Origin of the sequence: Streptomyces sp. NPDC012637 (assembly GCF_042954805.1) — a bacterium.
Classification (GTDB): Bacteria; Actinomycetota; Actinomycetes; order Streptomycetales; family Streptomycetaceae; genus Streptomyces.
On sequence record NZ_JBIBDS010000002.1, the window covers coordinates 431,187 to 454,533 of the forward strand.

Genomic DNA, 23,347 nt, shown 5'->3' on the forward strand with positions numbered 1-23,347 from the left:
TGCCTCCCGTAGGTTAGGTACACCTAACCAAGCTCGTGCCTCCATGTGACCACGGTTCGGAGCACCCGCGCAACATTTTCCCGACACGTTGTCGGAACCTACGTACGTTCAGATCAACGAGAGGTCCTCGGCCGCCCACCGGGAGCCGATCCCGTTGAGCACGACGGTGCGCCGGTCGTCGTCCGTGTCCCCCACGACTCGGTGGATCAGGACGTGCAGCCGGTCGTCGGTCAGCTCCTCGACCTTGCCGTCGCCCCACTCGACGACGACCACCGAGTCGGGCAGCGACACGTCGAGGTCGAGATCCTCCATCTCGTCGAGGCCGCCGCCGAGCCGGTACGCGTCGACGTGCACGAGCGGCGGGCCGTCCACCAGCGAGGGATGGACGCGGGCGATCACGAAGGTCGGCGAGGTGACCGCGCCCCGTACGCCAAGGCCCTCGCCGAGCCCACGGGTCAGGGTGGTCTTGCCGGCGCCGAGCTCGCCGGTGAGCATCACGAGGTCGCCGGAGCGGAGCAGCTTCGCGAGGCGGCGTCCGAGCTCCTGCATCCGCTCGGGCGAGTCGACCTCGACGGTGGCCTGGTTGTGCGGTGTGTCCATGCCCGCCAACCTATCCGCTGCCGGAACCCGCCTTCTCCGGGTGCGGCACCGCGCCCGCCCGGGCGAGCAGATCGGCGATCCGGTCGGTGACCGCCTCGGGATGCTCCAGCATCACCAGGTGGCCCGCGTCGGGCACGATGACCAGCTCCGCGTCGGGCAGCAGATCGGCGATGGCCTCGGTGTGCGAGCTGGGCGTCACCAGGTCGTGGTCGCCGGCGAGGGCGAGCGCCGGGACCTCGCGGAAGGCGGCCAGGGCGGCCGCCTTGTCGTGCTCCGCGAAGGCCGGGTAGAACTCCGCGACGACGTCGATCGGGGTCGACTCGATCATCCGCTCCGCGAACCGGGCGACGGCCGGGTCCACGTCCTTCGACGAGAACGAGTACTTCTTGATCAGCCCGGCGAACAGGTCGGCCGTGGCCCGCCGGCCCCGCTCCACCAGCTCGGCCTGCGAGCCGAGGGCCCGCAGCACGCCCGGAAGGACCCGGCGCACCGCGTTGACGCCGGCCGTCGGCAGCCCGTAGTTGACCTCCCCGAGCTTCCCCGAGGAGGTGCCCACGAAGCCGACGCCGACGACCCGCTCGCGGACGAACTCCGGGTGGCGGTCGGCGAGCGCCATGATCGTCATCCCGCCCATGGAGTGCCCGATCAGGACCAGCGGGCCCTCCGGCGCGGCGGCGTCGAGCACGGCCTTGAGGTCACGGCCCAGCTGGTCGATGGAGACGGTCGTCCCGTCGGGCCCGCGCCCGGAGCGGCCGTGGCTGCGCTGGTCCCAGTGGACGGTGCGGACCAGGCCGCGCAGGGCGGCGCGCTGGAAGTGCCAGGAGTCCTGGCTGAGGCAGTAGCCGTGGCTGAAGACGACGGTGACCGGCGCGGGTGCCTTGCGCCCGAAGAGCCTGCGCCTGCGGGAGGCGGCGGGCTTCGGGTCGGCCGCCGCCGGGTCGACCTCGTCCACCTCGTAGTAGAGCTCGGTCCCGTCGTCGGCGACCGCCCGCCCCGGCGTGCCGCGCACGGCGCCGTACGGGCCCTCGGCGTCGAGCGCGAGCCGCGCCTTCTCCCGTACCGAACGCCCCACCGTCAGCCGCTCGATGGCGACGCCGGCCGCCGCGCCGGCGGCCAGCACGCCTATTGCGGCACCGGCCCAGCCCGCTCGCCGCCAGGTGTCCTCGCCCACGGCGTCCTCCTCCCCTGCTCGGCTACTCCCCCACGTAGACGCGCGGGACGCGCGCGCCGATCCGGGTGACGATCTCGTACGCGATGGTGTCGGCCGCCTCGGCCCAGTCCTGCGCCGTCGGCTCGCCCCGGTCGCCGGGCCCGAACAGCACGGCCTCGGCGCCGGCCTCGGGCAGGTCGCCGCCGAGGTCGACGACGAACTGGTCCATGGCGACCCGCCCGGCCACCGTACGGACCCGGTCGCCGACGAGCACCGGCCCGCGGCCCGAGGCGTGCCGCGGGACGCCGTCCGCGTAGCCCAGCGGGATCAGGCCCAGCGTGGTCTCGCCGGGCGTGACGTAGTGGTGCCCGTACGAGACGCCGTGCCCGCCCGGCACCCGCTTCACCAGCGCGACGCTCGCCTTGAGCGACATCACCGGCCGCAGCCCCAGCTCGGCGGAGGTCCCGACCGCCGGATCGGGCGACACGCCGTACATGGCGATGCCGGGCCTGACCAGGTCGAAGTGCGCCTCGGGGAGCGTGAGCGTGGCCGGCGAGTTCGCGATGTGCCGCACCTCGGGCTCGATCCCGGCCTTCTCCGCGTAGTCGAGCATCGAACGGAAGACGTCCAGCTGCCCCGGGATCGACGGGTGGCCGGGCTCGTCGGCGCAGGCGAAGTGCGACCACAGGCCGGTCACCTTGACCAGGCCCTGGGCCTCGGCCTTGAGCGCCTCGGTGACGAGCTCGGGCCAGTCGGCGGGCTGGCAGCCGTTGCGGCCGAGACCGGTGTCGGCCTTGAGCTGGACGCGCGCGGGGCGACCGGTGGCCTGGGCGGCCTCGGTCACCTCCCTGAGGGCCCACATCCCGCTCACGGCCATGTCGAGGCCGGCCTCGATGCCCTCGGCCCACGGGTCCCCCGGCGTCCACAGCCAGCACAGGATCCGCGCCTCGCGCAGCCCTGCCGCCCGCAGCGCGAGCGCCTCGTGCGGCGTGGCCGTCCCGAGCCAGGTCGCCCCGGCGTCCAGCGCGGCGCGGGCACAGCGCACGGCGCCGTGGCCGTACGCGTCGGCCTTGACCACGGCCATCATCTGGACGTGCGGCGCGACGCGGGCGCGCAGCGTGCGGACGTTCGCACGCAGCGCGCCGAGGTCGATCTCGGCGCGGGCTCGGCGGTGGAGTGCTGTCTGAGTCATCGCGCCCAGTCTCTCAGGTGTCGCGCGCGGGGGCCGTCAGGCCTCGGGCCGACTGCCCCAGACATAGACGTGGTCGTCCTGGCGCAGCACGTCCCAGAGCTTCTTGGCGTGGGCGTACGACAGGTTCACGCAGCCCCGGCTCCCGGTGGGCGTGGCGATCTGGCCGTAGACGCCGTGGAAGGCCTGGCCGCCGTCGAAGAACTGGGCGTAGGGCATCGGTGTGTCGTAGATCGAGGACCAGTGGTCCTTGTTGCGCCAGTAGACCGTGTGCCACCCGGTCCGGGTGCGGTAGCCGGGCCGGCCGCTGCGGATGTTGACCACGGCGTACGTGACCCGGCGGCCCTTCTGCACCCACATCAGCTCGCGGTCGAGGTCGACGCAGGCGACGGTGTACGTCATGACGGGGCACCGGCCGGCGGCGTTGGGGTCCTTGCGGGCGGCGAGCAGCTCGGCGCGGGACCAGGTGACGGGACCCGCGTACCCGTTCGCCGGCTTGATCTTCTCGCGCTGCTGGAACGCCCGGATGGCCTCGCAGTCGGCGGCGGACTGCCTGCCGTCCACCGGGAGCCGCAGCAGCCGCTCGACGCGCCGCTGGTGGGGCCCGGCCGTGGCGGTGCAGGCGGCACCGACGGCGCTGCGCGGCAGGTACTCGACGAGCTCGTCGACCTCGCCCTCCGGTACGGGCGTGGGCGTGGGCACCTCCCCCTCGGGCCGCACCGGCGGCAGCACCTGGTCGGGCGTGTCCATCGGATACTCGGCCCGCCCGGCACCGACGATCCCGGGCACGAGCACCTCTCCGGGCTCGGGCGCGTCGGCGGCGGAGACGGAGGGCAGGACCGGGACGAGAACGGCGGCGAGGAGCACGGCGGCGCGGCGCCGGCGGCATCGGGATCTGGTCACCCGCCCATCCCACGCCGCCGCTCCGGAGTCCGCCTGCGCTGCGCCACCTGCGGAGCAACGCTTTCGCCCGAGTGGGGGCGCGGCGCCCGCGAGCCGTCGCCCGGCCGGGCGGCGCCCTCAGGACTTCACGTCCCGCCACGCCTCCGGAAGGGCGGCCGTCACGTCGTTCGCGGCGATCGGGGACGTGCTCCGGGAGGCGCGGCGGGCTGCCAGGCCGTGGAGGTAGGCCGCCGCCGAGAGGGCGTCGACCGGGAGCAGGCCGGCGGCCAGGAGGGAGCCGGCCAGGCCGGAGAGGACGTCGCCGCTGCCGGCCGTGGCGAGCCACGGCGTGCCCGTCGGGTTCACCCGGACCGGGCCCGTGCCGCCCGCCCCGCACACCAGCGTCGTGGAGCCCTTCAGGAGCACCGTGGCGCCGTACCGTTCCGCCAGTTCGCGGACCGCCGCGAGCCGGCCGGCCTCGACGTCCTCGCGGGCCCTGCCGAGCAGCGCCGCCGCCTCGCCCGCGTGCGGGGTGAGCAGGGTGGGCGCGGTGCGGGCTCGGACCTTCGCGGCGGTCAGGCCGCGCAGCCCGTCCGCGTCGACGAGGACCGGCACGTCGGAGGCGAGGAGCTGGTCGAGGGCCACGGCCACGCCGGGGCCCTCGCCGAGGCCGGGGCCGACGACCCACGCCTGGACCCGGCCCGCCTTGTCCGGCGGCCCGCTGTGCACCAGCGTCTCCGGGTGGGCGGCGATGACCGCGTCGGCCGCGGGACCGACGTACCGCACGGCGCCCGCCCCGCCCCGCAGCGCCCCCGCGACCGCGAGGACCGCGGCGCCGGGATAGCGGGCGGAACCGGCGACGAGGCCGACGACCCCGCGCCGGTACTTGTCGCTCTCCGCCGCCGGCTCGGGCAGCAGCCGGGCCACGTCCTCGTGCTGGAGCGCCTCCAGGTCGGGCACCGACGGAGGGGCCAGCCCGATGTCGACGAGCCGGAGCGCGCCCGCGTACTCCCGTCCCGGGTCGACGAGGAGGCCCGGCTTGTACGTGCCGAAGGTGATCGTCGCGTCGGCGCGCAGGGCCTCCCCCGTGACCTCCCCGGTGTCGGCGTCGACGCCGCTCGGCAGGTCGACGGCGACGACGACCGCGTCGGAGCCGCGGGCAGCCCGCGCCACGGGCACGGCGTCGGGCCGCAGTCCGCCCCGCCCGCCGATGCCGGTGATCCCGTCCAGGACCAGGTCCGCGGCGGCCAGGGCGTCGTACGGATCGTCCGCGACCCGCCCGCCCGCCGCCTTCAGGGCGGCCAGGCCCGCCTCGTGCGCCCGTGAGCCGAGCAGCACCGCGGTGACCCCGGCGCCGCGCCGGGCGAGCCGGGCACCGGCGTACAGGGCGTCGCCGCCGTTGTCGCCGCTGCCGGCGAGGACGACGACCCGCGCCCCGTACACCCGGCCTCGCCCGAGCAGCGAGCAGCAGGCGGCGGCGAGTCCGGCCGCGGCCCGCTGCATCAGGGCGCCCTCCGGCAGCCGTGCCATCAGCTCGGCCTCGGCGGCCCGTACGGTCTCCACACGATGAGCGGTACGCATGGGTCAACCCTCCGCGATCACCACCGCCGACGCCACTCCCGCGTCGTGACTGAGGGACACGTGCCAGTGCTTCACGCCGAGTTCGGCTGCCCGGGCGGCGACGGTGCCGCGTACCCGCAGCCGTGGCTGTCCGCTGTTCTCGACGTACACCTCGGCGTCGGTCCAGTGCAGGTTGCCCGGCGCGCCGAGGGCCTTGGCCAGCGCCTCCTTCGCGGCGAACCGCACCGCGAGGGAGGCGGGCCCGCGCCGCTCGCCGCTGGGCAGCAGCAGTTCGCGCTCGACGAAGAGGCGCTGCAGCAGCCCCGGTGTCCGTTCCAGCGACGCGGCGAAGCGGTCGATCTCCGCCACGTCGATCCCCACCCCGATGATCATCTGTTCACTGCCTCACTCGCTCGCTCACTCCACGGTCACGGACTTGGCCAGGTTGCGCGGCTGGTCCACCTCGTTGCCCCGCGCCGTCGCCAGTTCGCAGGCGAAGACCTGGAGCGGGACGGTGGAGACCAGCGGCTGGAGCAGCGTGGGCGTGGCCGGGATGCGGATGAGGTGGTCGGCGTACGGGACGACCGCCTCGTCGCCCTCCTCCGCGATCACGATGGTCCGCGCGCCCCGCGCCCGGATCTCCTGGATGTTGGAGACGATCTTGTCGTGGAGGACGGACCGGCCGCGCGGCGAGGGGACGACCACGACGACCGGCAGGTCCTCCTCGATCAGGGCGATCGGCCCGTGCTTGAGCTCGCCCGCCGCGAAGCCCTCGGCGTGCATGTAGGCGAGCTCCTTGAGCTTGAGCGCGCCCTCCAGGGCCACCGGGTATCCGACGTGCCGGCCGAGGAAGAGCACGGTGTCCTTGTCGGCGAGGGAGCGGGCCAGGGCGCGGACCGGCTCCATGGTGTCCAGGACCCGCTCGACCTCGTCGCCGATCCTCGCCAGCTCGCGGACCACGGCGTGGATCTCGTCGCCCCACTTGGTGCCGCGCACCTGCCCGAGGTAGAGCGCGAGCAGGTAGCAGGCGACGAGCTGGGTGAGGAAGGCCTTGGTGGACGCGACGGCGACCTCGGGCCCCGCGTGGGTGTAGAGCACGGCGTCGGACTCGCGCGGGATGGTCGAGCCGTTGGTGTTGCAGACGGCGAGCACCTTGGCGCCCTGCTCGCGGGCGTGCCGCAGCGCCATCAGGGTGTCCATGGTCTCGCCGGACTGGGAGATGGCGATGACGAGGGTCCGCTGGCCGAGGATGGGGTCGCGGTAGCGGAACTCGCTGGCGAGCTCGACCTCGCAGGGGATGCGGGTCCAGTGCTCGATCGCGTACTTGGCGATGAGTCCGGCGTGGAAGGCGGTGCCGCACGCGATGATGACGATCTTGTCGGCCTCGCGGAGCACGGCGTCGGGGATGCGCACCTCGTCGAGGCGGAGGTGCCCGTCGGTGCCGATCCGGCCGAGGAGGGTGTCGGCGACCGCCTTGGGCTGCTCGGCGATCTCCTTGAGCATGAAGTAGTCGTAGCCGCCCTTCTCGGCGGCGGAGGCGTCCCAGTCGATGTGGTACGCCCGTACGTCGGCGGTGGCGCCGTCGAAGTCGGTGACGGTGACGCCCTCGCGGGTGAGCTCCACGACCTGGTCCTGGCCGAGTTCGATCGCCGAGCGGGTGTGGGCGATGAAGGCGGAGACGTCGGAGGCGAGGAAGTTCTCGCCCTCGCCGACGCCGACGACGAGCGGGGAGTTGCGGCGGGCGCCGACGACGACGTCGGGCTGGTCGGCGTGGACGGCGACGAGCGTGAAGGCGCCGTCGAGGCGCTTGCACACGAGCCGCATGGCCTCGGCGAGGTCGCCGACGGAGGAGAACTCCTCGGCGAGCAGATGGGCCACGACCTCGGTGTCCGTCTCGGACAGCAGGTCGTGGCCGCGCTCGGCCAGTTCGGCCCTGAGGGTGGCGAAGTTCTCGATGATGCCGTTGTGGACGACGGCGACACGGCCCGCGTTGTCGAGGTGCGGGTGCGCGTTGGCGTCGGTGGGGCCGCCGTGGGTGGCCCACCGGGTGTGTCCGATGCCGGTGGAGCCGCTCGACAGCGGGCGGTCCACCAGTTCCTTCTCCAGGTTGACGAGCTTGCCGGCCTTCTTGGCCGCGGCGAGGCCGCCGTCGGAGAGCACCGCGACCCCGGCCGAGTCGTAGCCGCGGTACTCGAGCCGCTTGAGGCCCGCGATCACCACATCGAGCGCCGACTGTCCGCCGACGTAACCCACGATTCCGCACATGACGGCAGCCTACGGCGGAACGTCCCGGACCGGCCGGACTCGGCGCGGCCTGTCCGCCTCCCGCCCGTCCGCCCCCGTCCCGGCCGCCCGCCCGGCCCCGTCCGCCCCCGTCCCGGCCGTCCGCCCGGCCCCGTCCGCCCGCCCGGCCGCCGTCCGCCCCCTTCCGGTCGTTCGCCCCGCGCGTGCCCGCTCCGTGCACCGGGTGTGCACCCGGCCGTCACCCCGGCGCCGCCGGGACCGCCGAGGCTCGGTGCTTTCGCCGTACGACACGTACGCCAAGGACCCGGGAGTGGGCCATCGTCACCGTCATCCGATCCCGCGGTGCGGCAACCGCGACCACCGGCAGCGCGAACACCACCGGCAGCGCGACCGGCGCCGGCCTCGCCCCGCGGATGGACTCCCTCACCGGCCTGCGCTGGTTCGCGGCGTTCGGGGTGTTCCTGTTCCACACCTACGGCTACGCCAAGGAAGCCCCGGCGCTGATGCGGCTGATGTCGACGGGCTACGAGGGCGTGGTGTTCTTCTTCGTCCTGTCGGGCTTCGTCATGGCCTGGGTCGCCCGCCCCGAGGACACCCCGGCCCGCTACTACTGGCGCCGCTTCGCCCGCATCTGGCCGCTGCTCGCCGTGACGACGCTGGTCTTCGCGGTCCTCGAGAAGGAGTGGCTGCGGCTCCCGGTGTCGACGGCGGACGTGGTGTGGACGCTCACGCTGGCCCAGGCCTGGAGCACCGACCACTTCTACAGCCTGAACATCGTCACCTGGACGCTGTCCGTCGAGGCCTTCTTCTACCTGCTCTTCCCGTTCCTCTTCCGGCTCCTGACGCGCTGCCGGTCCGGCGCGCTCGTGGCCCTCGCCGCGCTGACGCCGGTGGTCACGGCGGCCACGCACGTGGTGGCGCCGCGCCTGGACCTGGCGCCGGAGACGGCCCGTCTGGTCACGTCATCGCCGCTGTCGCTGACCCCGATGTTCGTGCTCGGCGTGTGCGCGGCCCTGCTGGTGCGGCGCGGCCACCGCCCGCCGTTCGGTTCCGGCACCGCGCTCGCCCTGACGGCCGGCTCGCTGTTCCTCGGCTGGCTGTGGCTGGGGCACCCCGGCGCCGTGCCGTGGCTGGTCCCGAAGCCGGGCGCGCTCGACGCCCTGGTGATGCCGTCCTTCGCGGTGCTGATCACCACCGCGGCCGTGGGCGACCTGCGGGGCCGCCGCTCCCTGCCGGCCCGGCGACCGCTGGTGAGGCTCGGCGAGTGGTCCTTCGCCTTCTACGTCTGCCACCTGGTGATGCTCCGGGTCTTCCGCCACCTCGGCCTCGGCCCCGGCCCGGGGCTGCGCGCCGACGCGCTCGCGGTGGCCCTGGCGCTGCTGACCACGCTCGCCCTGGCGGCCCTGCTCCACGAGTACCTGGAGAAGCCGGCCGAGCGCCGCCTGCGGGCCCTGCTCCCGGCCCGTACGAGGGCGGTCTGACGCCCCGGAGTCTGACGCCCCGGAGACCGACGGGGCCGCACCGGCCCTGGGCTCCTGCCGGGCCGGTGGGGTCCCGTGGACCGGGCGGTGTCAGCGCAGCTTGGCGGCCTGCGCGTCGACGATGCCGGTGGGCAGCTCCTTGACCTCGCCGCCCAGGCTCAGGGTGGAGAAGCCGGCCAGGTTGTTGCCCTTGCGGAACACGACGAGCTTGGTGACGAAGGTCTCGCCCTCGTTCTTGCTGGTGACGGTCCAGGCCAGGGCCTCGTCGCCGGCGGTCACGGTCTCCGGGGCCAGCTTGGAGACCGTGCTCTTGGTGCCGCCGCCGTGGACGGTGAAGCCGCCCGCGCAGTCGGTGCCCGCGGCCTTGAGGGCGGCGAAGACCTGCTGGGCGCCCTCGCCCGCGTACGAGCCGAGGGTCACCGAGGTGATGGGCGCGGCGAGGGCGCCGAGGGCGTCGTCGACGGAGCCGGTCTTCTTGTCCGGGACCTCGATCGCCTTGCGCTGGGCGCTGGCGCCCGGGGTGCCGGGCGCGGCGGAGGCGAAGGCCTCGGCCAGCGGCTCGCACACGGCCTTGTCGGCGCTGACGTCGCCGGCGTTGAGGACCTGGCCGGCCTTGGCCTTCTGCACCTGGTAGCCCTTGAGGTCCGCCTGCTCGACGACGAGCTTGTCCAGCTCGGCGGCGGAGAGCGCCTTGACGTCAGGCTTGGCCGCGGCGGAGGCGGAGGCGTCCGCCTTGCCCGTGTCCTCGGTCTTCTTCTCCTCGCCACCGCAGGCGGTGAGGAGAAGGGCGAGGGAGGTGACGGCAGCGGCGGCAGCGGCGTGACGAACGGCACGTGCTCTCATGACTCGGCTCTCTTTTCGGCTGTGAGTTGTCTGCGTGAACCCTATGTGTGCAGGTCGCAGGCGCCCAGCGAATACGTCACCTCGGTCCGGCACCGTGCCGCCGATCCCCCGACATCGTCCGAATTGGTCCGCTTTCGGGCGTCATAAGAAGCCCACAACGAGCCCACAAATCGGTCACAGGGCCGTGATACGTTCCAGGACCGAAAAATGGTTTGACTCCTTTCAGCGACCCCGGAAATCCCTAGGAGTGGGTCAGTATTTCCGCGCTCACGAAGAATCCGGCCGCCCCGGTCCGGCACATCCGCACCCGGGCGCCCGGCGCGCCCGTCCGCTGGTCGCCGGCGAACCCGTGGGGCCTTCCGGTCGGCGGGACCCGGGTCGACTCACTGACCGGACTGCGGTGGTTCGCGGCGTTCGGCGTCTTCTTCTTCCACGCCCACCCCTATTTCGTGGAGGTCGAGAGGGCCGGCCAGCTCGCCGTCATCGGATACGAAGGCGTCCCCTTCTTCTTCGTTCTGTCCGGTTTCGTCATGACCTGGGTCGCCCGCCCGTCGGACTCCGCGCCGCATTACTACTGGCGCCGCTTCGCCCGTATCTGGCCACTGCTCGCGGCCACGACGGTGATCACCGTCGCGCTGATGAAATGGTGGTGGCACGCGCGGGTATCCGTGGAAGACATCGTGTGGACCCTCACATTCGCCCAGGCGTGGAGCACCGACCACTTCATGACGATGAACATCGTCACCTGGACGCTTTCCGCCGAGGCCTTCTTCTATCTCGCTTTTCCGCTGGTCCTGCGCCTGCTGCTGCGCCGCTCGTCGGCAGCGGTCGTCCTGCTGGCCGCGCTGTGCGTGGCGGCCACCGCCGCCACCCGTGTGGCGGCCGCGCTGCTCGACCAGCCGGAGCGGCTCGAGCGGCTCCTGGTGTCCTCGCCGCTCTCGCTCAGCCCGATGTTCGTCCTGGGCGTGTGCACGGGCCTGCTCGTACGGCGGGGATGGCGGCCGCCCTTCGGTACCGGCACCGCCGCCGCACTGACCGCCGGAACGATCCTGCTCTGCTGGCTGTGGATGCGGGAGCCCGACCTGCTGTACCCCGTCCGGGGCACGACCGGCTTCTTCGACGCCGTCCTCATGCCGGCCTTCGCCCTGCTGATCGCCTGCGCCGCCCTCGCCGACGCCCGCGGCACCCGCTCCCTGCTGCGCTCCCGCACCCTGGTGAAGCTCGGCGAGTGGTCCTTCGCGTACTACCTGTGCCACGTGCTCGTCCTGAAGTGCTTCCGCCACCTCGGCTACGGCCCCGGCCCCGGCCTCGTCCGCGACACCGCCGAAATGGTCCTCGCGGCCCTCGCGGCCCTCGTGGCGGCGGCTCTCCTCCACGAACTGGTCGAGAAGCCCGCGGAGCGCCGCCTGCGCAGGCTGCTGCCCTCCCGCGCCACGTGACCCACCCCACCACCCCCCGTCCCCCACGACCGCCCCGCAGCCACGACAATGGCGGGGTGATCACTTCGCCGCCACGAAGCCCCAACGGAAACGGCAACGGGAACCCGACCGGCAACGGCGCCGGCGCCGGGGGCCGTAAGGGTGCCGAGCCGACGCCCTACGTCGACCTCACGCGGGCCGAGTGGAGCGCGCTGCGCGACAAGACGCCGCTGCCGCTGACGGCCGACGAGGTCGAGCGACTGCGCGGGCTCGGGGACGTCATCGACCTCGACGAGGTCCGGGACATCTACCTGCCGCTCTCCCGGCTGCTCAACCTGTACGTGCAGGCCACCAGCGGGCTGCGCGGGGCGCTCAACACCTTCCTCGGCGAGAAGGCCGAGCAGCGCGGCACGCCGTTCGTCATAGGGGTGGCCGGCTCCGTCGCCGTCGGCAAGTCCACCGTCGCCCGCCTCCTGGAGGCGCTGCTCGCGCGCTGGCCCGAGCACCCGCGGGTGGAGCGGATCACCACCGACGGCTTCCTCTACCCGATGGAGGAGCTGAAGGCCCGCGGCCTGATGTCCCGCAAGGGCTTCCCCGAGTCGTACGACCGGCGGGCGCTCACCCGTTTCGTCGCGGACGTCAAGGCGGGCAAGGAAGAGGTCAGCGCACCCGTCTACTCGCACCTGATCTACGACCGGGTGCCGGACGAGAAGCTGGTCGTGCGCCGCCCCGACATCCTCATCGTCGAGGGGCTCAACGTCCTGCAGCCCGCGCTGCCCGGCAAGGACGGCCGCACCCGGGTGGGCCTCGCCGACTACTTCGACTTCTCGGTGTACGTGGACGCCCGGGCCGAGGACGTCGAGCAGTGGTACCTCAACCGCTTCCGCAAGCTGCGCGAGACCGCCTTCCAGGACCCCTCCTCGTACTTCCGGCGCTGGACCCAGGTCTCCGAGGAGGAGGCCCTGGACTACGCGCGCACGATGTGGCGGACCGTCAACAAGGTGAACCTCCTGGAGAACGTGGCGCCCACCCGCGGCCGGGCGACGCTCGTGCTCCGCAAGGGACCTGACCACAAGGTGCAGCGGCTGAGCCTCCGCAAGCTCTGATCCCGCTCCGGACCTCCGTAAGCTCGGAGGATGCTGCACCTCCGACTGATCGTCCCGCCCGACCGTACGGAAGCGGCCGTCGCGCTCATCGAGCGGACCGTCGGCACCACCCACCTGGTGGTGCTTCCCGGCGCCGCCCGGGACCCGTCAGGCGACCTCGTCCTGTGCGACGTCGCCCGTGAGGCCGGGCAGGAACTCCTCCACGGCATGCGGGAGCTGAAGGTCGATCAGGACGGCTCGATCGCCGTCGAGAACATCGACCTGTCGCTGTCCACCCGCGCCGCGGCCGCCGAGGAGGAGGCGCCCGGCGAGGCCGCCGACGCCGTGATCTGGGAGCAGCTGACCGACGCCACCCACGAGGAGTCGACGCTCACCATCACCTACAGCGCGTTCATGATCATCGCGACGATGATCGCGGCCTGCGGTGTGGTCCTCGACAACGCGATCCTGATCGTGGGCGCCATGGCCGTCGGGCCGGAGTTCGGCCCGCTCGCCGGCATCTGCACGGGCATCGTCCGGCGGGCCCCGAAGCTGGTCCTCCGCTCGTCGTACGCGCTGCTCGTCGGCTTCGCCGCGGCGATCGTCGCGACGACCGTGTTCAGCCTGGGCATGGACGCGCTCGGCCTGTTCAGCGTCGAGCAGCTCGACGGACCGCGCGCCAACACCAGCTTCATCTGGCAGCCGGACCCGTTCTCCTTCGTCGTCGCCCTGCTCGCGGGCGCCGCCGGCACGCTCTCGCTCACCTCGACGAAGTCCGGCGCGCTCATCGGCGTCGCGATCTCGGTGACCACGGTCCCCGCCGCCGCGAACGCCGCCGTGGCGCTGTCCTACGGCCAGTACGGCCAGATGTGGGGATCCATCGAGCAGTTGCTGCTCAACCTGACCGGCATCATCCTCGCCGGCACCGTCACCCTGTTCGGCCAGGTCCTGCTGTGGCGCACCCAGCGCGGCCACTGGACCCGCACCGGCGGCAAGCGCCCCTGAGACGACGCCGGCCCCCGGCCCGGGAATCCGGGGCGGGGGCCGGCGGTGTGCCGTACTGCCCTAGCCGAGCGCCGACTTCACGGCGTCGGCGAGCCGCCCGGCCACCGAGCGGGCCTGCTCGATGTCGGCGGCCTCGACCATGACCCGGACCAGCGGCTCGGTGCCGGAGGGGCGCAGCAGCACCCGGCCGGTGGAGCCCAGCTCGCGCTCGGCGTCGGCCACGGCGTTGGCCAGCTCGGCGGAGGTGCCCACCCGCGACTTGTCCACGTTCGGCACGTTGACCAGGACCTGCGGCAGCCGCTCCATGACCGCGGCGAGCTCGGTGAGGGACTTGCCGGTGGCGGCGACCCGGGCCGCGAGCATCAGGCCGGTCAGGGTGCCGTCGCCGGTGGTGGCGTGGTCGAGCACGATGACGTGGCCGGACTGCTCGCCGCCGAGGGCGTAGCCGTGCTCCTTCATCGACTCCAGGACGTAGCGGTCGCCGACCGCCGTCTGGACGAGCGAGAGGCCCTCGCGCTCCATCGCCAGCTTGAAGCCGAGGTTGGACATGACGGTGCCGACGACGGTGTCGCCGCGCAGGGTGCCGGCCTCGCGCATGGCGAGGGCGAGGATGGCGAGGATCTGGTCGCCGTCGACCTCGGCGCCCCGGCCGTCGACGGCGAGGCAGCGGTCGGCGTCGCCGTCGTGGGCGATGCCGAAGTCGGCCTTGTGCTCGACCACGGCCGCCTTGAGGAGGTCGAGGTGGGTGGAGCCGCAGCCGTCGTTGATGTTGAGGCCGTCCGGCTCGGCGCCGATGGTGACGACGGTGGCGCCGGCCCGGGAGAAGGCCTCGGGCGAGACGCGGGCGGCGGCGCCGTGGGCCTCGTCGAGGACGATCTTCAGACCGTCGAGGCGGTTGGGCAGCACGGCGATGAGGTGGGCGACGTACTTGTCGAAGCCCTCGTCGTAGTCACGGACCCGGCCGACGCCGCCCCCGGTGGGACGGTCCCAGGGCGCGCCGGTGCGGTGCTCCTCGTAGACGGACTCGATGCGGTCCTCCAGCTCGTCGGCGAGCTTGTGGCCGCCGCGGGCGAAGAACTTGATGCCGTTGTCGGGCATGGCGTTGTGGGAGGCGGACAGCATCACGCCGAGGTCGGCGCCGAGCGCGCCGGTGAGGTACGCCACGGCGGGCGTGGGCAGCACGCCGACACGGAGGACGTCGACGCCCGCGCTGGCGAGGCCCGCCACCACGGCGGCCTCCAGGAACTCTCCCGAGGCACGCGGGTCGCGCCCCACCACGGCGGTCGGCCGATGGCCCTCAAAGGTGCCCGTCTCGGCGAGCACGTGAGCGGCCGCGACCGACAGGCCGAGCGCCAGCTCCGCCGTCAGGTCGGCGTTGGCCACGCCGCGTACCCCGTCCGTGCCGAAGAGTCGTCCCACAGCTGTCCTCCGAAAGTCCTTGTGCCCAGGTCCCAGGGTCGTGCCCCCGTGCCCAAGATTATGAAAGCAAGATGTGAAAAAGCCGTACGCCCCGGGGCACGGGCAGTGCCGCCGGGGCGTACGGACCAAGCAGACCGAGCAGGCGATTAGCGCTTGCTGTACTGCGGGGCCTTGCGGGCCTTCTTGAGACCGGCCTTCTTGCGCTCGACCGCGCGGTCGTCGCGGGAGAGGAAGCCGGCCTTCTTCAGCGGGCCGCGGTTGTTCTCCACGTCCGCCTCGTTGAGGGCGCGGGCCACGCCGAGGCGCAGGGCGCCGGCCTGGCCGGACACGCCGCCACCCGCGATGCGGGCGATGACGTCGTAGCGGTTGTCGAGCTCGAGCACCTTGAAGGGCTCGTTGACTTCCTGCTGGTGCACCTTGTTGGGGAAGTAGTCCTCAAGGGTGCGACCGTTGATCTTCCACTTGCCGGTGCCCGGGACGATCCGGACGCGGGCGATGGCGTTCTTGCGACGGCCCAGGCCGGCAGCCGGCTGCGGGTCGCCGAAACGGGACGCGAGGGACTCGGAGGTGTAGTCACCCTCGACGATCTCGGTCTCCGTGGTGTACTCCTCGACGCCCTCGAACTCGTCGACGGGGGTCTCGGGGGTGGTCTCGGCCACGATGCTCCTCAGATTTCTTTCGTTCTTAGGGGGTGTGGCCGGAATTACTGCGCGACCTGGGTGATCTCGAACGGAACCGGCTGCTGGGCAGCGTGCGGGTGGTTCTCGCCCGCGTAGACCTTCAGCTTCGAGAGCATCTGACGGCCCAGGGAGTTCTTGGGGATCATGCCCTTGATGGCCTTCTCGACGGCCTTCTCGGGGTTCTTCTCCAGCAGCTCGTCGTAGCGGACGGAGCGCAGACCACCCGGGTAGCCAGAGTGGCGGTAGGCCATCTTCTGGGTCTTCTTGTTACCCGACAGGTGAACCTTGTCGGCGTTGATGATGATGACGAAGTCGCCCATGTCCATGTGGGGCGCGTAGACGGGCTTGTGCTTGCCTCGCAGGAGGTTCGCAGCCGTCGTCGCCAGACGGCCCAGGACGATGTCCTGCGCGTCGATGATGTGCCACTGGCGAGTGACATCGCCGGGCTTGGGGCTAAACGTACGCACTTCGTAGCCTTCGCTTCTTCAGTGGATGGAGTCCAGACACACCTGAAGCGATCATGCAGCTGGGGCCTGCACTGCCGGGAACAAACGCCCGTATGCGAGCCACTGGTAACTGCTCCAGGGAACTTGCGTAGCGGCCCCTCGCGTGAGAACGACGAAGCCAATACGCATAACAAACGCCAACGGTACCCGCGGCACCCCCGACGGGTCAAAACGCCGCGGGACACCAGGTCACCGCGCCCGCTCCACTCGCCGCCCGTCCCACACCGGCTCGCTCGGCCCCTCTCCTCCACGCCGCCCTCGCACGGCTCGGCCCCAGGGGGCCTCCCGGCTTCGGCCGGCTGCGCCGGACTCCGTCCGTCGATCAGTGGCCCCGGGCCCCGTCCCGCACCCGACGGCGGCCCGAGGTCACCGCGCCGACTACCGCGCCCGCTCCACCCGGCGCTCGTCCCACACCGGCTCGCTCGTCTCCCGGACCACCCCGTCCGAGCCGAAGACCAGGTAGCGGTCGAAGGACCGGGCGAACCAGCGGTCGTGGGTCACGGCCAGGACCGTGCCCTCGTACGACTCCAGGCCGTCCTGCAGCGCCTCCGCCGACTCCAGGTCCAGGTTGTCCGTCGGCTCGTCCAGAAGCAGCGCCGTCGTGCCCGCCAGCTCCAGCAGCAGGATCTGGAAGCGGGCCTGCTGGCCGCCGGAGAGCTTGTCGAAGGGCTGGTCGCCCTGGCGCTCCAGCTCGTAGCGCCGCAGCATCGACATCGCCGCGCCCCGGTCCTTGGCGTGCTCCGTCCACAGGATGTCGACGAGGGAGCGGCCGAAGAGCTCCGGGTGCGCGTGGGTCTGCGCGAAGTGGCCGGGCACCACGCGGGCGCCCAGCTTCCAGGTGCCCGTGTGGGCCACCGACCCGTCGCCCGCGAGCAGTCGCAGGAAGTGCGACTTGCCGGAGCCGTTCGAGCCCAGGACGGCGACCCGCTCCCCGTAGAAGACCTCCAGCGAGAACGGCTTCATCAGGCCGGTCAGCTCCAGGTTCTCGGCCGTCACCGCCCGCACCCCGGTCCGGCCGCCGCGCAGCCGCATCCGGATGTCCTGCTCGCGCGGCGGCTCCGGCGGCGGGCCGGCCTCCTCGAACTTCCTCAGCCGGGTCTGCGCCGCCGCGTACCGCGAGGCCATCTCGTGGCTGACCGCCGCCGCCTGCCGCAGGTTGACCACCAGCTTCTTCAGCTGCGCGTGCTTCTCCTCCCAGCGCCGCTTCAGCTCCTCGAAGCGCGCGAACCGCTCCCGCCGCGCCTCGTGGAAGGTGTCGAAACCGCCGCCGTGCACCCACACGTCCGACCCCGCGGGACCGGGCTCCACGGCCACGATCTTCTGCGCGGCCCGGGAGAGCAGCTCCCGGTCGTGGGAGATGAAGAGCACCGTCTTGCGGGTCTCCCGCAGCCGCTCCTCCAGCCAGCGCTTGCCCGGCACGTCCAGGTAGTTGTCCGGCTCGTCGAGCAGCAGCACCTCGTCGTTGCCCCGCAGCAGGTACTCAAGGACCAGCCGCTTCTGCTCGCCGCCGCTCAGCGTGCGCACCTGCCGGAACTGCGCCTTCTCGTACGGCACGCCCATCGCGGCCGTCGTGCACATGTCCCACAGGGTCTCGAACTCGTACCCCTGCACCTCGGCCCAGTCGCTCAGCGCCTGCGCGTACGCCATCTGCGCGGCCTCGTCGTCCACCGTCATGATCCGGTGCTCGGCCTCGTCGACCGCCTTCGCGGCCTCCCGGATACGGCCGGGCGCCACCGAGACCAGCAGGTCACGGACGGTGGACTCGTCCCGTACGGAGCCGACGAACTGCGGCATCACACCGAGCCCACCGCTGACGGTGACGCCGCCGCCGTGCGGCTGCAGCTCCCCGGAGATCAGCCGGAGCAGGGTGGTCTTCCCCGCTCCGTTCGCGCCGACCAGGGCGACCACGGCACCCTCGCCGACCCGGAAGGAGGCGTCCCCGAGCAGGACCCTCCCGTCCGGAAGGTAGTACTCCAGGTGTGCGGCCTCGACATGTCCCATGAGGGGCATTGTCACCGCCCGCGCCCCTGGATCCCAACCGGTTTAGGATGCGCGGCATGAGCTTTGGGGGACCGCAGCCGGGCGGCGAGCAGCAGGGACAGCAGGGACACGGGTACGGATACCCGCAGCAGCAGTCGTACGGATACGGATACCCGCAGCAGCCGCAACAGCCCTACGGGCAGCAGCAGCCGGCGAACCCGTTCCCGGGCGCGCAGGCGACGGGCACCCCGGACTGGGGCGCGCTCGCCGAGGCCTCGGCCGCCCGCAGCAAGCGCAAGCGCTGGCTGGTGATCGGCGGCGCGGCCGTCGCCGCTCTCGCCGTGGGCGCGGTCGTCGCCACCGCGATCGTCACCACCAACAAGAACAACGAGCAGGCCAAGAACGGCGGCGCCACCCCGACCGGCTCGGCGGCCCCCACCGACACCGCGAGCCCGGCCCCGACCTTCTCCTCGGTCGCCCCGCCGCCGCCCCCGAACCCCATGGACTTCATCTCCGACGCCAAGAAGGACAAGGCGCCGCTGAGCCCCGAGGGCCTCTACCCGGGCAAGAAGCTGACCATGAACAAGCGCCCGTACCAGAAGGGCGCCACCTCCTCCACGACCGACTGCGCGGCGGTCACCCAGGGCGGCCTCGGCACGGTCCTGAAGAACAACGGCTGCACGCGCGTGATCCGTGCCACGTACGTCACGGACGGCGTCGCCGTCACCGTCGGCGTCGCGGTCTTCCCCACCGACGACCAGGCCCTCAAGGCGAAGAAGCAGGCGAGCGGCGGCATCGCGCCGCTCGCCGGCGGCGGCGTGAAGGACTTCTGCCACGCCACCGTCTGCCTGCGGCGCACCAACTCGATCGGCCGCTACGTCTACCTGACCCAGGCCGGCTTCCTCAACGGCAAGAAGGTCACCACCACCGACCGGGCGGTCTTCCAGGCCAGCGACGACGTGGGCACCTTCACCTTCAACCAGATCTACGCCCGCGGGCGCGCCCAGGCCTCAGCAGCAGCCGGCGCTCCCGGGGAGTGACCGCTTGTTGCGGGCCTCCCTGTTGCGGGCCGCGAGCTGGTCGTCGGCCGGATAGCCGACCTCTTCGAGGGTCAGGCCGTGCGGCCGTACGACGTGCACGGCCGAGTCCCGCACGCCCGCGGCGAGCACCTTGCCCGGCCACTCCACCGGCCGGTGGCCGTCGCCGACGAACAGCAGCGCGCCGACCAGCGAGCGGACCATGTTGTGGCAGAAGGCGTCGGCCTTGACCGTGGCCTCCAGGATGCCGTCGGGACGGCGCTCCCAGCGCAGCTCCTGGAGCGTGCGGATGGTGGTGGCACCCTCGCGCTTCTTGCAGTACGCGGCGAAGTCGTGCTCGCCGACGAGCCGCTCGGCGGCGGCGTTCATGGCGTCCATGTCGAGGGTCCAGTCGTGCCACAGGACATGCCCGCGCAGCAGCGGGTCGACGCCGCCCGGGTGGTCGGTGACCCGGTACGCGTACCGGCGCCAGACGGCCGAGAAACGGGCGTTGAAGCCCGCGGGCGCCTCGGTGAGCCGCCACACCCGGACGTCGTGCGAGAGCCGCCCGGCGAGCCGCCTGAGCAGCTTCTCGCGGTGCTCCTCCCACAGCGCGACGGGCAGGTCGACGTGCGCGACCTGGCCACGGGCGTGCACTCCGGCGTCGGTGCGGCCGGCGACGGTCAGCTCGAACGTCTCCTGGGAGCGGGTGACGGTGCGCAGCGCGTCCTCGATCTCGCCCTGGACCGTCCGCTGGCCGCGGGCCTGCTTGGCCCACCCGGAGAAGTCCCTGCCGTCGTACGACAGGTCGAGCCGGACGCGGACGAAGCCGTCCCGCACGTCATCGCTGAAGCCGCTCTCGCCGTTCACGCCGTAAATCCTCTCAGAACCTCTTGCACGCGGAACGGGCCCGCACCCCGAAGGGTGCGGGCCCGGCCACGAGATCGTCAGAACGCTCAGGCGTCCTGCGCGTCCTCGGTGGTCTCCTCGGCCTTGGGGGCCTCGTCGGCCTCCTTGACGGCGCGCTTGGTGGCGGCCTCGGCCTCGGCGACGGTCGCCTTCTTGGCGATCTCGCCCTCGACCAGCTCGATCACGGCCATCGGGGCGTTGTCGCCACGACGGTTGCCGATCTTGGTGATGCGGGTGTAGCCACCCGGGCGCTCGGAGTAGCGCGGGGCGATCTCGGTGAAGAGCGTGTGGACGACGCCCTTGTCCGTGATCGTCTGCAGCACCAGGCGACGGTTGTGGATGTCGCCCTTCTTCGCCTTGGTGATCAGGCGCTCGGCGACCGGACGCAGGCGGCGGGCCTTGGCCTCGGTCGTGGTGATGCGGCCGTGCTCGAAGAGCGACTTCGCCAGGTTGGCGAGGAGCAGCTTCTCGTGCGCGGCGGAGCCGCCGAGGCGGGCGCCCTTGGTGGGACGCGGCATGGTGATTCTCCTTGAGATCTGCACCGGCCGTATCAGGTACCGGTGTCAGGGCCCCGCAGGCGGATGCCTACGGGCAGCTATCAGTACTGCTCGGTCTCGACGAAGCCCGCGTCCGCGTCGTCGTCGGCGCCGAAGGCGTCGGCGGCGGCGGTCGGGTCGAATCCGGGCGGGCTGTCCTTGAGGGCCAGGCCCATGCCGGCCAGCTTCGCCTTGACCTCGTCGATCGACTTCGCACCGAAGTTGCGGATGTCGAGCAGGTCCGCCTCGGAGCGGGCGACGAGCTCACCCACGGAGTGGATGCCCTCGCGCTTGAGGCAGTTGTACGACCGGACGGTGAGCTCGAGCTCCTCGATCGGCAGCGCCAGGTCGGCGGCCAGGGCGGCGTCCGTCGGGGACGGGCCCATGTCGATGCCCTCGGCGTCGATGTTGAGCTCGCGGGCCAGACCGAACAGCTCGACCAGGGTCTTGCCGGCGGACGCCATGGCGTCACGCGGGCGCATGGCCTGCTTGGTCTCGACGTCGACGATCAGCTTGTCGAAGTCGGTGCGCTGCTCGACTCGGGTCGCCTCGACCTTGTAGGTGACCTTGAGCACGGGGCTGTAGATGGAGTCGACCGGGATACGGCCGATCTCCTGGCCCACCTGCTTGTTCTGGACGGCGGAGACGTAGCCACGACCGCGCTCGACGGTCAGCTCCATCTCCAGCTTGCCCTTGCCGTTGAGCGTGGCGAGGACCAGGTCGGGGTTGTGCACCTCGACACCGGCCGGCGGCGCGATGTCGGCGGCGGTGACCACACCGGGGCCCTGCTTGCGCAGGTACATCACGACCGGCTCGTCGTGCTCGGAGGAGACGACCAGCTGCTTGATGTTCAGGATGAGGTCGGTGACGTCCTCCTTGACGCCCGGCACGGTGGTGAACTCGTGCAGGACACCGTCGATGCGGATGCTGGTGACAGCAGCGCCGGGGATCGACGAGAGGAGGGTGCGGCGGAGCGAGTTGCCGAGGGTGTAGCCGAAGCCCGGCTCCAGCGGCTCGATGACGAACCGGGAGCGGAACTCGTCGACGACCTCTTCGGTCAGCGAAGGACGCTGAGCGATAAGCATGTCTTCGTTTCCTTCGTTTGTGGACGCCCACTATTTGACGTCCGACAGGTACTGCCAAGGGTACGGGCGGCACGTCCCCTTTCGGGGTCGTACCGCCCGGACACTCAAGGACGCACAGGCGTCGCTGCGTCAGACGCGGCGGCGCTTCGGCGGACGGCAGCCGTTGTGCGGGGTGGGGGTGACGTCCTGGATCGAGCCGACCTCGAGGCCGGTGGCCTGGAGGGAGCGGATCGCGGTCTCACGGCCGGAGCCGGGACCCTTGACGAAGACGTCGACCTTGCGCATGCCGTGCTCCTGCGCGCGGCGGGCGGCCGACTCGGCGGCCATCTGCGCGGCGAAGGGGGTGGACTTGCGCGAGCCCTTGAAGCCGACGTGGCCGGCGGAGGCCCAGGAGATCACGTTGCCGGACGGGTCCGTGATCGAGACGATCGTGTTGTTGAACGTGCTCTTGATGTGCGCGTGGCCGTGAGCGACGTTCTTCTTTTCCTTGCGGCGCACCTTCTTGGCAGCGCCCTGACGACCCTTGGGGGGCATCTATAACTCCTACGGGAGGTGGTCGGTCCTACAGCGAAGACCGTGTGGTCAAGCGTCCGCTGTGGACTACTTCTTGCCCGGCTTCTTCTTGCCGGCGATGGCGCGACGCGGGCCCTTGCGGGTACGGGCGTTCGTGCTGGTGCGCTGACCGCGGACGGGCAGGCCACGACGGTGGCGCAGACCCTGGTAGCAGCCGATCTCGACCTTGCGGCGGATGTCGGCGGCGATCTCGCGGCGGAGGTCACCCTCGGTCTGGAGGTTGGCGTCCACGTACTCGCGGATCTTGACGAGGTCTTCCTCGGCAAGGTCGCGGACACGGGTGGACGGGTTCACGCCGGTGGAGGCGAGGATCTCCTCGGACCGGGTACGCCCGATGCCGAAGACGTAGGTGAGTGCGACCACCACACGCTTTTCGCGCGGGATGTCAACACCGGAAACGCGTGCCATTCAATGGCTCCTGTGTATTCGGGGGTCTTCCGCAGAACCGGCCCCGGCTGCCGTATGAGGTACGAACCGGGTCCCCGGCCCCCGCCGGAGGTGCCGTCAGCCGTGGTTCACGGCCGGACGGGCTCTGCGTATGTACGTATTGCTATGCGTCGCGCGAAGAACTGCGAGATGCAGGTCGGTCGGCGTGCGTCAGCCCTGGCGCTGCTTGTGGCGCAGGTTGTCGCAGATGACCATGACCCGACCGTGGCGGCGGATCACCTTGCACTTGTCGCAGATCTTCTTGACGCTCGGCTTGACCTTCATGGGATGTGAGGTTCTCCGGGTCAGTGCCACCACCCGCGCGAGTGCGGGGGTGCAGGCAAGATCTACTTGTACCGGTAGACGATCCGGCCACGCGTCAGGTCGTACGGAGACAGCTCCACGACGACCCGGTCGTCCGGGAGGATTCGGATGTAGTGCATCCGCATCTTGCCGGAGATGTGCGCGAGGACCTTGTGACCGTTCTGGAGCTCCACCTTGAACATGGCGTTCGGCAGAGACTCGATCACGGTGCCCTCGATTTCGATGGCACCTTGCTTCTTGGCCACGCTTCGCCCTTCGAATCGGCTACCTTGATCGACTCTCTTCTCCGGGTGAGGACACACGGGTACACGAGAGCCGACGCATCAGTCTACGTCAGGCCCCACGAAAAGACGAATCGGGAAGTCTGCCCACCGTAGAAGATCCTTACGCGAGCGCCCCCGAGGGCACTCGAAGCCCCCCGGCCGGCGGGGCCGCG

General features: G+C 71.8%; 24 protein-coding genes. 5 read left to right on the plus strand and 19 right to left on the minus strand.

The features are described from left to right. Positions 1-108 precede the first annotated feature (108 nt). The 7 genes from tsaE to glmS form a co-directional block, all read right to left on the minus strand. A complete protein-coding gene (gene tsaE, locus ACFY8W_RS10030) occupies positions 109-600 on the minus strand; it encodes a tRNA (adenosine(37)-N6)-threonylcarbamoyltransferase complex ATPase subunit type 1 TsaE (RefSeq protein WP_391102635.1) in 492 nt (163 codons plus the stop codon). Between the two features lie 10 nt (positions 601-610). After that, the gene (locus ACFY8W_RS10035; RefSeq protein ID WP_391102637.1) at positions 611-1,771 is read right to left on the minus strand and encodes an alpha/beta fold hydrolase; all 1,161 of its coding nucleotides are present in this window, start codon (positions 1,769-1,771) and stop codon (positions 611-613) included. Positions 1,772-1,793: 22 nt separating this feature from the next. Then, positions 1,794-2,942 carry an alanine racemase gene (gene alr / locus ACFY8W_RS10040; protein WP_391102639.1) on the minus strand — a complete coding sequence of 383 codons (1,149 nt, stop codon included), beginning with the start codon at positions 2,940-2,942 and terminating at the stop codon, positions 1,794-1,796. Between the two features lie 36 nt (positions 2,943-2,978). Then, positions 2,979-3,842, minus strand: coding sequence for a L,D-transpeptidase family protein (locus tag ACFY8W_RS10045; protein ID WP_391102641.1), 864 nt, complete (start codon positions 3,840-3,842; stop codon positions 2,979-2,981). A gap of 117 nt (positions 3,843-3,959) precedes the next feature. Continuing rightward, complete coding sequence (locus tag ACFY8W_RS10050) at positions 3,960-5,402, minus strand: NAD(P)H-hydrate dehydratase (RefSeq protein ID WP_391102642.1); 1,443 nt, start codon at positions 5,400-5,402, stop codon at positions 3,960-3,962. A gap of 3 nt (positions 5,403-5,405) precedes the next feature. Then, the gene (locus ACFY8W_RS10055) at positions 5,406-5,774 is read right to left on the minus strand and encodes a holo-ACP synthase (protein WP_391102644.1); all 369 of its coding nucleotides are present in this window, start codon (positions 5,772-5,774) and stop codon (positions 5,406-5,408) included. A gap of 24 nt (positions 5,775-5,798) precedes the next feature. Beyond that, positions 5,799-7,646 carry a glutamine--fructose-6-phosphate transaminase (isomerizing) gene (gene glmS, locus ACFY8W_RS10060; RefSeq protein ID WP_391102646.1) on the minus strand — a complete coding sequence of 616 codons (1,848 nt, stop codon included), beginning with the start codon at positions 7,644-7,646 and terminating at the stop codon, positions 5,799-5,801. A gap of 392 nt (positions 7,647-8,038) precedes the next feature. On the opposite strand from glmS, the gene ACFY8W_RS10065 reads away from it, so the two are divergent. Then, positions 8,039-9,106: an acyltransferase family protein gene (locus ACFY8W_RS10065; protein WP_391102648.1), complete on the plus strand. Its 1,068-nt coding sequence runs from the start codon at positions 8,039-8,041 to the stop codon at positions 9,104-9,106. A 90-nt stretch (positions 9,107-9,196) separates the two neighbouring features. Here ACFY8W_RS10065 and ACFY8W_RS10070 read toward each other — a convergent pair whose 3' ends face one another. Next, a complete protein-coding gene (locus ACFY8W_RS10070; RefSeq protein WP_391102651.1) occupies positions 9,197-9,949 on the minus strand; it encodes a hypothetical protein in 753 nt (250 codons plus the stop codon). A gap of 386 nt (positions 9,950-10,335) precedes the next feature. Between ACFY8W_RS10070 and ACFY8W_RS10075 the strand changes: the two genes are divergently transcribed. The 3 genes from ACFY8W_RS10075 to ACFY8W_RS10085 are packed head-to-tail and all read left to right on the plus strand — an operon-like array spanning position 10,336 to position 13,457. Further along, a complete protein-coding gene (locus ACFY8W_RS10075; protein WP_391103858.1) occupies positions 10,336-11,388 on the plus strand; it encodes an acyltransferase family protein in 1,053 nt (350 codons plus the stop codon). A gap of 56 nt (positions 11,389-11,444) precedes the next feature. Further along, a complete protein-coding gene (gene coaA, locus ACFY8W_RS10080; RefSeq protein WP_391102653.1) occupies positions 11,445-12,473 on the plus strand; it encodes a type I pantothenate kinase in 1,029 nt (342 codons plus the stop codon). A 30-nt stretch (positions 12,474-12,503) separates the two neighbouring features. Continuing rightward, on the plus strand, positions 12,504-13,457 hold the full coding sequence (locus ACFY8W_RS10085) for a DUF389 domain-containing protein (RefSeq protein ID WP_391102656.1): 954 nt from the start codon (positions 12,504-12,506) through the stop codon (positions 13,455-13,457). A gap of 60 nt (positions 13,458-13,517) precedes the next feature. Here ACFY8W_RS10085 and glmM read toward each other — a convergent pair whose 3' ends face one another. The 4 genes from glmM to ACFY8W_RS10105 all read right to left on the minus strand — a co-directional run bounded on the left by glmM (position 13,518) and on the right by ACFY8W_RS10105 (position 18,063). Then, complete coding sequence (gene glmM / locus ACFY8W_RS10090; protein WP_391102658.1) at positions 13,518-14,876, minus strand: phosphoglucosamine mutase; 1,359 nt, start codon at positions 14,874-14,876, stop codon at positions 13,518-13,520. A 146-nt stretch (positions 14,877-15,022) separates the two neighbouring features. Further along, positions 15,023-15,535, minus strand: coding sequence for a 30S ribosomal protein S9 (gene rpsI / locus ACFY8W_RS10095; protein ID WP_128985116.1), 513 nt, complete (start codon positions 15,533-15,535; stop codon positions 15,023-15,025). A gap of 44 nt (positions 15,536-15,579) precedes the next feature. Beyond that, on the minus strand, positions 15,580-16,023 hold the full coding sequence (gene rplM / locus ACFY8W_RS10100; RefSeq protein ID WP_391102661.1) for a 50S ribosomal protein L13: 444 nt from the start codon (positions 16,021-16,023) through the stop codon (positions 15,580-15,582). A gap of 417 nt (positions 16,024-16,440) precedes the next feature. Beyond that, a complete protein-coding gene (locus ACFY8W_RS10105) occupies positions 16,441-18,063 on the minus strand; it encodes an ATP-binding cassette domain-containing protein (RefSeq protein ID WP_391102663.1) in 1,623 nt (540 codons plus the stop codon). 56 nt (positions 18,064-18,119) lie between these two features. On the opposite strand from ACFY8W_RS10105, the gene ACFY8W_RS10110 reads away from it, so the two are divergent. Beyond that, positions 18,120-19,082, plus strand: coding sequence for a hypothetical protein (locus ACFY8W_RS10110; protein WP_391102665.1), 963 nt, complete (start codon positions 18,120-18,122; stop codon positions 19,080-19,082). Here the strand turns inward: ACFY8W_RS10110 and truA are convergent. The 7 genes from truA to infA form a co-directional block, all read right to left on the minus strand. Next, on the minus strand, positions 19,053-19,928 hold the full coding sequence (gene truA, locus ACFY8W_RS10115) for a tRNA pseudouridine(38-40) synthase TruA (RefSeq protein ID WP_391102668.1): 876 nt from the start codon (positions 19,926-19,928) through the stop codon (positions 19,053-19,055). The two genes, ACFY8W_RS10110 and truA, sit on opposite strands and share 30 nt — an antisense overlap. 86 nt (positions 19,929-20,014) lie before the next feature. After that, positions 20,015-20,485, minus strand: a complete 471-nt coding sequence (gene rplQ, locus ACFY8W_RS10120; RefSeq protein ID WP_391102670.1) for a 50S ribosomal protein L17 — start codon at positions 20,483-20,485, stop codon at positions 20,015-20,017. A gap of 80 nt (positions 20,486-20,565) precedes the next feature. Further along, a complete protein-coding gene (locus ACFY8W_RS10125) occupies positions 20,566-21,588 on the minus strand; it encodes a DNA-directed RNA polymerase subunit alpha (protein ID WP_265864056.1) in 1,023 nt (340 codons plus the stop codon). Positions 21,589-21,717: 129 nt separating this feature from the next. Next, complete coding sequence (rpsK, locus tag ACFY8W_RS10130; RefSeq protein ID WP_003956432.1) at positions 21,718-22,122, minus strand: 30S ribosomal protein S11; 405 nt, start codon at positions 22,120-22,122, stop codon at positions 21,718-21,720. 66 nt (positions 22,123-22,188) lie between these two features. Next, positions 22,189-22,569: a 30S ribosomal protein S13 gene (gene rpsM / locus ACFY8W_RS10135; RefSeq protein WP_017239590.1), complete on the minus strand. Its 381-nt coding sequence runs from the start codon at positions 22,567-22,569 to the stop codon at positions 22,189-22,191. A 189-nt stretch (positions 22,570-22,758) separates the two neighbouring features. Further along, positions 22,759-22,872 (minus strand): 50S ribosomal protein L36, encoded by a 114-nt coding sequence (gene rpmJ, locus ACFY8W_RS10140; protein ID WP_003956441.1) that lies wholly within the window; start codon positions 22,870-22,872, stop codon positions 22,759-22,761. Between the two features lie 62 nt (positions 22,873-22,934). After that, complete coding sequence (infA, locus tag ACFY8W_RS10145) at positions 22,935-23,156, minus strand: translation initiation factor IF-1 (RefSeq protein ID WP_003956442.1); 222 nt, start codon at positions 23,154-23,156, stop codon at positions 22,935-22,937. Positions 23,157-23,347: the final 191 nt, after the last annotated feature.

What these genes read in the sequence shown, in the direction of transcription:
- tsaE (WP_391102635.1), bottom strand. Translation starts at nt 600, where the DNA reads ATGGACACACCGCACAACCAGGCCACCGTCGAGGTCGACTCGCCCGAG.
- alr (WP_391102639.1), bottom strand. Translation starts at nt 2,942, where the DNA reads ATGACTCAGACAGCACTCCACCGCCGAGCCCGCGCCGAGATCGACCTC.
- ACFY8W_RS10050 (WP_391102642.1), bottom strand. Translation starts at nt 5,402, where the DNA reads ATGCGTACCGCTCATCGTGTGGAGACCGTACGGGCCGCCGAGGCCGAG.
- ACFY8W_RS10055 (WP_391102644.1), bottom strand. Translation starts at nt 5,774, where the DNA reads ATGATCATCGGGGTGGGGATCGACGTGGCGGAGATCGACCGCTTCGCC.
- glmS (WP_391102646.1), bottom strand. Translation starts at nt 7,646, where the DNA reads ATGTGCGGAATCGTGGGTTACGTCGGCGGACAGTCGGCGCTCGATGTG.
- ACFY8W_RS10065 (WP_391102648.1), top strand. Translation starts at nt 8,039, where the DNA reads ATGGACTCCCTCACCGGCCTGCGCTGGTTCGCGGCGTTCGGGGTGTTC.
- ACFY8W_RS10070 (WP_391102651.1), bottom strand. Translation starts at nt 9,949, where the DNA reads ATGAGAGCACGTGCCGTTCGTCACGCCGCTGCCGCCGCTGCCGTCACC.
- ACFY8W_RS10085 (WP_391102656.1), top strand. Translation starts at nt 12,504, where the DNA reads ATGCTGCACCTCCGACTGATCGTCCCGCCCGACCGTACGGAAGCGGCC.
- ACFY8W_RS10105 (WP_391102663.1), bottom strand. Translation starts at nt 18,063, where the DNA reads ATGGGACATGTCGAGGCCGCACACCTGGAGTACTACCTTCCGGACGGG.
- ACFY8W_RS10110 (WP_391102665.1), top strand. Translation starts at nt 18,120, where the DNA reads ATGAGCTTTGGGGGACCGCAGCCGGGCGGCGAGCAGCAGGGACAGCAG.
- rplQ (WP_391102670.1), bottom strand. Translation starts at nt 20,485, where the DNA reads ATGCCGCGTCCCACCAAGGGCGCCCGCCTCGGCGGCTCCGCCGCGCAC.
- ACFY8W_RS10125 (WP_265864056.1), bottom strand. Translation starts at nt 21,588, where the DNA reads ATGCTTATCGCTCAGCGTCCTTCGCTGACCGAAGAGGTCGTCGACGAG.
- rpsK (WP_003956432.1), bottom strand. Translation starts at nt 22,122, where the DNA reads ATGCCCCCCAAGGGTCGTCAGGGCGCTGCCAAGAAGGTGCGCCGCAAG.
- rpsM (WP_017239590.1), bottom strand. Translation starts at nt 22,569, where the DNA reads ATGGCACGCGTTTCCGGTGTTGACATCCCGCGCGAAAAGCGTGTGGTG.
- rpmJ (WP_003956441.1), bottom strand. Translation starts at nt 22,872, where the DNA reads ATGAAGGTCAAGCCGAGCGTCAAGAAGATCTGCGACAAGTGCAAGGTG.